At 71.1% G+C, this 9,095-nt stretch carries 10 protein-coding genes; 6 read left to right on the top strand and 4 right to left on the bottom strand.

All coding sequences use genetic code 11. From position 1 onward, the window contains the following. Positions 1 to 6 precede the first annotated feature (6 nt). Positions 7 to 957, bottom strand: coding sequence for a class A beta-lactamase (gene bla, locus ACFU95_RS20495; protein ID WP_383829426.1), 951 nt, complete (start codon positions 955 to 957; stop codon positions 7 to 9). Positions 958 to 1,120: 163 nt separating this feature from the next. Here bla and ACFU95_RS20490 point away from each other — a divergent pair, with 163 nt between their 5' ends. Further along, complete coding sequence (locus ACFU95_RS20490; protein ID WP_383829255.1) at positions 1,121 to 2,029, top strand: LysR family transcriptional regulator; 909 nt, start codon at positions 1,121 to 1,123, stop codon at positions 2,027 to 2,029. Between the two features lie 211 nt (positions 2,030 to 2,240). Continuing rightward, entirely contained in the window at positions 2,241 to 3,170 is a 930-nt protein-coding gene (locus tag ACFU95_RS20485) for a serine hydrolase (RefSeq protein WP_383829252.1), read from the top strand. A 19-nt stretch (positions 3,171 to 3,189) separates the two neighbouring features. On the opposite strand, the gene ACFU95_RS20480 is transcribed toward ACFU95_RS20485, so the two are convergent. The 3 genes from ACFU95_RS20480 to ACFU95_RS20470 all read right to left on the bottom strand — a co-directional run bounded on the left by ACFU95_RS20480 (position 3,190) and on the right by ACFU95_RS20470 (position 5,769). Then, on the bottom strand, positions 3,190 to 3,801 hold the full coding sequence (locus ACFU95_RS20480) for a LysE family translocator (RefSeq protein ID WP_383829249.1): 612 nt from the start codon (positions 3,799 to 3,801) through the stop codon (positions 3,190 to 3,192). Between the two features lie 90 nt (positions 3,802 to 3,891). Beyond that, positions 3,892 to 4,287 (bottom strand): VOC family protein, encoded by a 396-nt coding sequence (locus ACFU95_RS20475; RefSeq protein WP_383829247.1) that lies wholly within the window; start codon positions 4,285 to 4,287, stop codon positions 3,892 to 3,894. Positions 4,288 to 4,386: 99 nt separating this feature from the next. Then, the gene (locus ACFU95_RS20470; RefSeq protein ID WP_383829244.1) at positions 4,387 to 5,769 is read right to left on the bottom strand and encodes a glycine--tRNA ligase; all 1,383 of its coding nucleotides are present in this window, start codon (positions 5,767 to 5,769) and stop codon (positions 4,387 to 4,389) included. A gap of 162 nt (positions 5,770 to 5,931) precedes the next feature. Here ACFU95_RS20470 and ACFU95_RS20465 point away from each other — a divergent pair, with 162 nt between their 5' ends. Genes ACFU95_RS20465 through ACFU95_RS20450 form a run of 4 tightly spaced genes read left to right on the top strand, consistent with a single transcriptional unit; the run spans position 5,932 to position 9,077 of the window. Beyond that, positions 5,932 to 6,888 (top strand): metal ABC transporter solute-binding protein, Zn/Mn family, encoded by a 957-nt coding sequence (locus tag ACFU95_RS20465; RefSeq protein ID WP_383829240.1) that lies wholly within the window; start codon positions 5,932 to 5,934, stop codon positions 6,886 to 6,888. 22 nt (positions 6,889 to 6,910) lie between these two features. Next, positions 6,911 to 7,705 carry a metal ABC transporter ATP-binding protein gene (locus ACFU95_RS20460; RefSeq protein WP_383829237.1) on the top strand — a complete coding sequence of 265 codons (795 nt, stop codon included), beginning with the start codon at positions 6,911 to 6,913 and terminating at the stop codon, positions 7,703 to 7,705. Continuing rightward, positions 7,705 to 8,607, top strand: coding sequence for a metal ABC transporter permease (locus tag ACFU95_RS20455; RefSeq protein WP_383829235.1), 903 nt, complete (start codon positions 7,705 to 7,707; stop codon positions 8,605 to 8,607). The genes ACFU95_RS20460 and ACFU95_RS20455 overlap by 1 nt, the downstream gene beginning before the upstream one ends. 59 nt (positions 8,608 to 8,666) lie before the next feature. Further along, positions 8,667 to 9,077 (top strand): Fur family transcriptional regulator, encoded by a 411-nt coding sequence (locus ACFU95_RS20450; protein WP_383829232.1) that lies wholly within the window; start codon positions 8,667 to 8,669, stop codon positions 9,075 to 9,077. Positions 9,078 to 9,095: the final 18 nt, after the last annotated feature.

The following is a 9,095-nucleotide window of genomic DNA, read 5'->3' as shown; positions in this document are numbered from 1 at the left end:
CCGGACCTAGGACCGGCCGAGGCCCTCGACCGCCACCGTGGCGGCCTTGGCGATCAGGGCGTCGTCACGTTCGGCGCCCTGCTTGCCCCGGGTGGACAGGACGGCCATGACGATGGGGTTGCCCCCGTCGTCCGGCCACAGCACGGCGATGTTGTTGCGTCCCCCGTAACCGGCGGTGCCGCTCTTGTCGGCCACCTCCCAGCCGTCGGGGACGCCCGCCTTGATGAGCGTGCCGCCGGTCACGTTCGTCGTCATCCATCGTCGGAGAAGCTCGCGTTCGTCCCGCTTCAGGGCGTCGCCGAGCAGGAAGGCCCGCAGGCTCCCCGCCATCGCGCGCGGTGTGCTGGTGTCCCGGATGTCACCCGGAACGCCCTCGCTCATCTCCGTCTCGTACCGGTCCATCTCGGTGACGTCATCGCCGAGGTCCTCCAGCACCTTCTCCAGGCCGTCGGGCCCGCCGAGTTCGTGGAGGAGCAGGTTGACGGCCGTGTTGTCGCTGTACCAGAGGGTCGCGGCGCACAGCCCCCGCAGGCTCATGCCGGTCTCCACGAAGTTCTCGGCGACGGGCGAGTTCTCGACCAGGTCGTCGCGCGAGTACTTCACCACCTTGTCGATGCCGTCCGTCCCGAACTTGCGGAGGACGGCACCCGCCGCCAGCGCCTTGAAGGTGGAGGCGTACGCGAACCGGTCGTCCGCCCGGTATCCGACCGACCGGCCCGTGCCGGTGTCCAGGGCGTAGACACCGAGCCGCGCGTCGAACTCGCGCTCCAGCGCCCTGAACTCACCGGCGCTGGGCTTCGTGGCCGCCGTCGCCGACGCGGAGCGCGCCGCACCGGCAGGTGAGCCGGAGCCGGCCCCGGACGCCGTCTCCTGACCGCAGGCCGGAAGCGCGGCGAGCGCGAGCAGACCGGCCAGCGTCCAGGCGGCGCCCCGGCGGGTGCGCGGGGGATACGTCATGGGATGAGCCTCCAAGCCGTCGAGGGACATGTCGAGGGACATGCGGAACAGGCCGGCCCGCGGGGCGGAGCCCTGGGCGGCGGCGACCACTCTGCGGCCCTCGGGGCGCCGAGGTCCAAGACTCGAACGCTCGCTTCCATGCTGTTTTGGCATAGTGGGGCGCGTGGATCTTGTCGCGGCCTGCCGGGCGTTCGTCAGTGTGAGTGAGCACGGGAGCTTCACGGTGGGCGCGGCGGCGGCCCGGACCGCCCAGTCGGTGGTGAGCCGCCGCGTCGCCGCGCTGGAGCGACACCTCGGCGAGCGGCTGCTGGACCGGTCCTCGCGGACGGTGACGCTGACGCCCTTCGGCCGGGACCTGCTGCCGACGGCGCGGCAACTCGTGCGGCTCGCCGACCGGCTGGAGCACGAGGCGCAGGCCGCGCGACACCGGCCGCTGCGGCTCGCCGTCCCCGCCGGCTGCCCGACCGCCGCCCTCGCCCGCCTCATCGCCGAGGCGGGCGGGCAGGGAGTGCTCCTCGACCCGTTCCCGGCCGGGCCGGCCGAGCGCGCCGACCTCGTGACGTCCCGGCAGGTGCGTGCGGCGCTGCTCGCGGTGGCTCCCGCCGAGGCGACCTGGACGGTTCCGCTGGGCCTGGCGGTCGCGCACGACCCGGGCGGCGGCGGACCGATCTACCTGGACACCCTGCGCCCCGGCCGGGCCGACCGCGACCGGCGGCCCCGGCGCGTGTGGCTCCAGCCGGAGGACGACGTACCGCACATCCGGGACCGGCTCGCCCGTCTGCGCGACGCCGTCGGTCTGCGCCCGGCCCAGCTGGCCGTCGCCGCGACCGTGGCCGCCGCCGCGGCGGACGTGCTCAGCCAGGGCGACGCGCTGCTGTGCTCGGCCGGGCAGGCCCGCGAACTCGGCCTCCACTGGCGGCCCGTCGGCGAACTGGGCCCCGCCTTCGCCCGCGGGTTCACCCTGGCCGTGGCCGACGAGGCGGACGCCGACGCGGTCCGCGTACGCCGGACATGCGCACACGGCATGGCCCGGTGCCTCGACGCCGCGGAGCCCTCGGAGGCAGCGGCATGAGCACGAGGGGCTGGATCTACCGCGCCCGGCGTTCGAGGACGAGGCCACCGCCATCCCGAACCCCCGCCCAGCGGGGGTCTGGGGGCGCAGCCCCCAGGGATGGGACGGGTAGGGGCGGCGGGGGCGACGAACGCCCGGCATCTCAGCCCGTCCTCACGCGAAGCTCCTCCCCGGCCCCTCTCGACGCGCCAGAGCCCCCGGAGACAGCCCCATGACCACCCACACCGAGCGACTCCTCGACGAGCTGCGCCGGGACCTGCGCGAGGGCGGGCTGTACGGCTCGTTCCTCGTCCGGGACCTGGAGAGCGGCGACGAGATCGGCATCGACCCCGACATCGAGTTACCCGTCGCGTCCCTCGTGAAGATCCCGCTCGCCCTGGCCACGCTGGAACGCGTCCGGCGCGGCGAACTCGACGGCGCCGAGGTGATCGAGGTGCCGCCGGGCCGGATCACCACGCCCGGCCCGACCGGCCTGAGCCGCTTCCGGCACGCCGCCCACATCGCCGTCGAGGACCTGCTCTACCTCAGCACCTGCATCAGCGACAGCGACGCCGCCGACGCGCTCTTCCGCCTCACCCCGCCCGGCCAAGTGGGGTCAGTACTGCACGAGTTGGGGCTGCGCGGGATCTCCGTACGGCACACCATGCACGAGCTGATGGAAACCCCGGTGGAGCGTTTCGACCCGTCGGACGTGCACCTCGCGCACGCCCTCGCGATCGACGCCGGCACCCCGGGCCGCGGCCACCGGGTCCCCCAGCTCGACATCTCACGCGCCAACACCGGCACGGCACGGTCCTTCGTCGAACTGCTCCAGGCCCTCTGGCGCCCCGGCGCCACCGAGCCCCCGGCGGTCCACCCCGACGTCGCCGCGCAGGTACGCGGCCTCATGGCCAACAACCTCATACGCAACCGCCTCACCCCCGACTTCGACTCCGACGCCTCCACCTGGTCGTCCAAGACCGGCACGCTGCTCAACCTGCGCCACGAGGTGGGCGTCGTCGAACACGCCGACGGCCAGAGCTACGCGATCGCCGTCCTGACCGAGTCCCGGGTGGCCGCGGGCCGGCAGCCGGGCGCCGACTCCCTCATGGGTCAGGTCGCCCGGCGCCTGCGCGACGAACTCCGTTCGCGGTGGGTCTGAGGCACTCCGGCGAGCCGTTTCAGCGGGCCGTGACCGCCAGCTTCGCCCCCAGCGCGACGAACGCCCCGGCGAAGCCGCGTCGCAGCCAGGTCATCACCCGCGGCCGGGAGGTCACGTGGCTGCGGACGGACGCGGCAAGGACGCCGTACGCGGCGAAGACCACGAACGTCGCCAGCATGAAGACCCCGCTGAGCGCCAGCATGCGCGGCAGGGCGTTCGCCTCGCCGGGGTTCACGAACTGGGGCAGGAACGCGAAGAAGAAGATCGTCAGCTTCGGGTTGAGGAGGTTGATCAGGACGCCCCGCATGATCACGCGCCCGGCGGACAGGGGCGCCGCCCCCTCGTCCAGCGCGAGCGCCTGGCGGTCCTTGAGCGTGGCCCAGGCCATGTACAGGAGGTAGGCGACACCGGCGTACTTGAGGATCTGGAAGGCCGTCGCGCTCGCGTGCAGCACGGCGGCGACCCCGGTGACGGTGGCCAGCATGTGCGGCACGATGCCGAGCGTGCAGCCGACGGCCGCGACGACGCTCGCCCGCCGACCGCGGGAGAGCCCTGCGGCGAGGGTGTAGACGACGCCGGTGCCGGGGGTGGCGACCACGACGAGGGTGGTCAGGAGGAAGGCGATGCTCATGCCTGCCAGCCTGGGTGCGCGCCGGCCCCGGATACAGGGCCAAAGCGGCGCCCGTATCCGGGGCCAATGCGAACGAGGGCCGCGGCCGGGTCAGCCGGAGGCGGGCGCGGGCAGCGCGGCCCGCTCGGACTCGGCCAGCAGCACGCAGAACTCGTTGCCTTCCGGGTCGGCGAGAACGGCCCAGCCCCAGCCGTCGGGTTTGCGGTGGTCGTCGACCAGGGAGGCGCCCAGCTCCAGCAGCCGCCGGACCTCCTCGTCCCGCGTGGTGTCGGGGCGCAGGCACAGATGGAGCCTGTTCTTGCTCGACTTGGGCTCCGGCACCTGGTTGAAGTACAGGGTCGGGCCACCGGGCAGCGTGACCGCGGTCTCCTCGTCACCGGGCCCGTCCTCGGGATCGACCGGGTGCCCGGTCACCTCCGCCCAGAACCCCGCCAGTCGGTAGGCGTCCGCACAGTCGATCGCGATGTTCGTCACCGTTGATGCCATGCGCACGATCATTTCCCGGACGGGGTCTCGCGCGCCACGCAAAAAGCTGACGGGAGACACGACGTCTCCCGTCAGCTTCAGCTCACGAACAAGCCCTGGCTAGGCGCCGATCAGCCGGCTGGCCAGGTAGCCCTCGATCTGGTCCAGCGACACCCGCTCCTGCTTCATCGAGTCACGCTCACGCACCGTCACGGCGTTGTCCTCAAGCGTGTCGAAGTCGACCGTCACACAGAACGGCGTACCGATCTCGTCCTGGCGGCGGTAGCGGCGACCGATCGCACCCGCGTCGTCGAACTCGATGTTCCAGTTCTGCCGAAGCGCCTGGGCGAGGCCCTTGGCCTTCGGGGAGAGCTCCGGGTTACGCGACAGCGGAAGCACCGCGACCTTCACCGGCGCCAGCCGGTGGTCCAGGCGCAGCACGGTCCGCTTCTCCATCTTGCCCTTGGCGTTGGGCGCCTCGTCCTCGACGTAGGCGTCGAGCAGGAACGCCAGCATCGCGCGGCCGACACCGGCCGCGGGCTCGATGACGTACGGCGTCCAGCGCTCGCCGGCCTCCTGGTCGAAGTAGGAGAGGTCCTGGCCGGAGGCCTTGGAGTGGGCACCGAGGTCGTAGTCGGTGCGGTTGGCGACGCCCTCCAGCTCGCCCCACTCGTTGCCGCCGAACTGGAAGCGGTACTCGATGTCAGCGGTGCGCTTGGAGTAGTGGGAGAGCTTCTCCTTCGGGTGGTCGTACCACCGCATGTTCTCCTCGCGCAGGCCCAGGCCGGTGTACCAGTTCCAGCGCTGCTCCATCCAGTACTCCTGCCACTTCTCGTCCTCGCCCGGCTTGACGAAGAACTCCATCTCCATCTGCTCGAACTCGCGGGTGCGGAAGATGAAGTTGCCGGGCGTGATCTCGTTGCGGAAGGACTTGCCCATCTGCGCGATGCCGAACGGCGGCTTGCGGCGCGAAGTGGTCTGCACCTGGGCGAAGTTGGTGAAGATGCCCTGGGCGGTCTCCGGGCGCAGGTACGCGATCGAGCCGGAGTCCTGGGTCGGGCCGAGGTGGGTGGAGAGAAGACCCGAGAACTGCTTCGGCTCGGTGAACTGGCCCTTGTTGCCGCAGTTGGGGCAGTTGACGTCGGCGAGGCCGTTCTCCGGGAGGTGGCCCTTCTTGGCCTCGTACGCCTCTTCAAGGTGGTCGGCGCGGAACCGCTTGTGGCAGGAGGTGCACTCGGTAAGCGGGTCCGTGAAGGTGGCGACGTGACCGGAGGCGACCCAGACCTCGGGGGCAAGGATCACGGACGAGTCGATACCGACCACGTCCTCGCGCGACGTCACCATGTAGCGCCACCACTGGCGCTTCAGGTTCTCCTTGAGCTCGACACCCAGTGGCCCGTAATCCCAGGCGGCGCGCTGGCCGCCGTAGATCTCACTGCAGGGGAATACGAAGCCACGGCGCTTGCTCAGGCTGACGATGGTGTCGATCTTGTCGGCGGCCACGGTGCTCTCTTCATTACGACGACGGGCGACGAAGCGAGGCGCTTCACAGCGAATGCTCCAGGGTACCGGCGGGGGATCCCCCTCAACCAAATCGGTTGCCCTCTGTGGACAGCCCATCACGCTTGTTGACAATCGTTTCCAAACTTGCTGAAAATGACTGTCATGAACGTACGACGACATCACATATCCGGGCTCGCCCTGGCGGCCGTCACCGCTCTCGGTGCCGGCTCCCTCTCCGCCTGCTCCTCGGACAGCGCGGCCGCGGGCAACACGGACAAGTTCGACGTCGTCGCGTCGTTCTACCCCATGGCCTTCCTCGCCGGGCAGATCGGCGGCGGCCATGTGAACGTCTCCAGCCTGACCGAACCCGGCCAGGAGCCGCACGACCTGGAGATCAGCGCCCAGCAGCGGGCGCAGCTGGAGGACTCCGACGCCGCCCTCTATCTCAAGGGCCTCCAGCCGTCCGTCGACGAGACCGTCGGGCAGTCGGGCCTCAAGACGAAGATCGACGCCGCCACCCTCACCAAGCTGGAGGACCACGGCGACGTCGAGCACGAGCACGAGGGCGAGGAAGCGCACTCCGAGGAGGAGGGGCACGCCCTCGACCCGCATGTCTGGCTCGACCCGGTGAAGTACGCCGAGATCGCCAAGGGCGTCGGCGCGGCCTTCGAGAAGGCGGACCCGGACCACGCGGCCGACTACAAGAAGAACACCGAAGCGCTGGTCAAGAAGTTGGACGCCCTGAACACGCAGTTCACGGACGGCCTGAAGAACACCAAGACCAAGGTCTTCTTCACCAACCACGCCGCCTTCGGCTACCTCGCCGAGCGCTACGGCCTGACCCAGGAGGCCATCTCCGGCGTCGACCCGGACAGCGAGCCGAGCCCGGCCCGGATCAAGGAGCTCCAGCAGGAGGCCAAGGCCGACGGCGTCACCACCGTCTTCTACGAGACACTGGTCTCCGACAAGACCGCCAAGACCCTCGCCGACGACGCGGGCCTCAGGACAGACGTCCTCGATCCCCTTGAGGGCATCACCGACAAGTCCAAGGGCGACGACTACTTCGCGGTCATGGAATCCAACCTCGCGGCCCTGAAGACGGCCCTGGGAGCCAAGTGAGCCACACCCCACGGAGGACGGCATGACCGAGCCCGTCAAGCCCGTCGCACCCGCCGAGCCCGTCATCTCCCTGCGCGGCGTCCGCGCCGAGCTGGGATCGCGCCCCGTCCTGCGCGGCATCGACCTCACCGTGCACCGCGGTGAGGTCGTCGCGCTGCTCGGCGCCAACGGCTCGGGCAAGTCGACCGCCGTGCGCAGCGTCATCGGCCAGGTGCCGGTCAGCGCCGGTGAGATCGAGCTGTTCGGCACCCCGCGCGCCCGGTTCCGCGACTGGGCGCGGCTGGGCTACGTCCCCCAGCGCACGACGGCCGCCGGCGGCGTCCCCGCCACGGTCGGCGAGGTCGTCTCCTCCGGCCGCCTCTCCCGCACCCGCTTCGGCGTCTTCCGCAAGGCCGACCACGCGGCCGTACGGCGCGCTCTCGACCTCGTCGGCATGGCGGACCGCGTCAAGGACTCCGTCAGCGCCCTCTCCGGCGGCCAGCACCAGCGCGTGCTCATCGCCCGCGCGCTCGCCTCCGAGCCCGAGCTGCTGATCATGGACGAGCCGATGGCGGGCGTGGACCTGGCCAGCCAGGAGGTGCTGGCGCAGACGCTCAGGGAGCAGGTCGGCGCCGGTTCGACGGTCCTGCTCGTGCTGCACGAACTCGGCCAGCTGGAGCCCCTGATCGACCGGGCGGTCGTCCTGCGCGACGGCTGCGTGACACACGATGGCCCGCCCCCGAAGGCCGTCGGCCAGCACGCGCTGCCCGGCCACGACCACGTACACCCGCACGCGGCTCACGACGCCGAACCGATCCGGACGGGGCTGCTCAGCTGATGGACTTCCTGAACTACGACTTCATGCAGCGGGCGCTGCTCGCCGCGGTCCTGGTCGGCATCACGGCACCCGCCGTGGGCATCTACCTGGTCCAGCGCCGCCAGGCCCTGATGGGCGACGGCATCGGCCATGTCGCGATGACGGGCGTGGGCCTCGGCTTCCTGCTCTCCTGGTCCCCGGTGTGGATGGCGACGCTGGTCTCCGTCCTCGGCGCGGTCCTGATGGAGCTGATCCGCTGGTACGGCCGCACCCGCGGCGACATCGCCCTCGCGATGCTCTTCTACGGCGGTATGGCCGGCGGCGTGATGTTCATCAACCTCGCGCCGAACGGCTCCAACGCCAACCTGACCTCGTACCTCTTCGGCTCGCTCTCGACGGTGAGCGAATCGGACGTGACGGCGATCATCCTGCTCGCCGCGTTCGTGGTGTTGGTCACCCTGGGCCTGCGCCGCCAGCTGTTCGCGGTGAGCCAGGACGAGGAGTTCGCGAGGGTCACCGGGCTGCCGGTGCGCGCGCTGAACCTGCTGACGGCGATCACGGCGGCGGTGACGGTGACGGTCGCGATGCGGGTGGTCGGGCTGTTGCTGGTCAGCGCGCTGATGGTGGTGCCGGTGGCGGCGGCCCAGCAGCTCACCCGGAGCTTCGCCGCGACGTTCGCGATCGCCGTGGCGATCGGCATCACGGTGACGATCGGCGGCACGGTGACCTCGTACTACCAGGACGTCCCGCCCGGCGCGACCATCGTGCTGCTGACCATCGGCGCGTTCATCGCGCTGACGGCGCTGGCGACCCCGCTGGCCCGGCGCAGGGCCCGGGCCCTGGCCGCCGCGCAGCCCTCCGGGGACCCGGCGGAGTGCGCGATTCCGGCCAGCCGGGAGGCCGCGGGCAAGGTCGGCGTCTGACTGCGGACGGCCCGGGCTGGCACAATGGCCCGGCAAGTGCAGACGTGAGGAGGCAACCGGTGACAGTCGCTGGACCGCCCGTAAAGGGCCGCGCGACTCGACAGCGGGCCGCCGTGGCGGCGGCCCTTGACGAGGTCGACGAGTTCCGCAGCGCGCAGGATCTCCACGACATGCTCAAGCACAAGGGCGACTCGGTCGGGCTCACCACGGTCTACCGCACCCTGCAGTCCCTCGCCGACGCCGGTGAGGTCGATGTCCTGCGCACCGCCGACGGCGAGTCGGTCTACCGCCGCTGCTCGACCGGCGAACACCACCATCACCTTGTCTGCCGTGTCTGCGGCAAGGCGGTCGAGGTGGAGGGGCCGGCCGTGGAGAAGTGGGCGGACGCGATCGCGGCCGAGCACGGGTTTGTGAACGTGGCGCACACGGTGGAGATCTTCGGCACCTGCGCGGAGTGCTCCGCGGCCTGAGCGTTTCCCGCCCCCGCC

The organism is Streptomyces sp. NPDC057623 (assembly GCF_042800355.1).
Classification (GTDB): domain Bacteria; phylum Actinomycetota; class Actinomycetes; order Streptomycetales; family Streptomycetaceae; genus Streptomyces.
The sequence above is the reverse complement of the archived record's forward strand: the minus strand, read 5'-3'. Positions and strand labels throughout refer to the sequence as shown.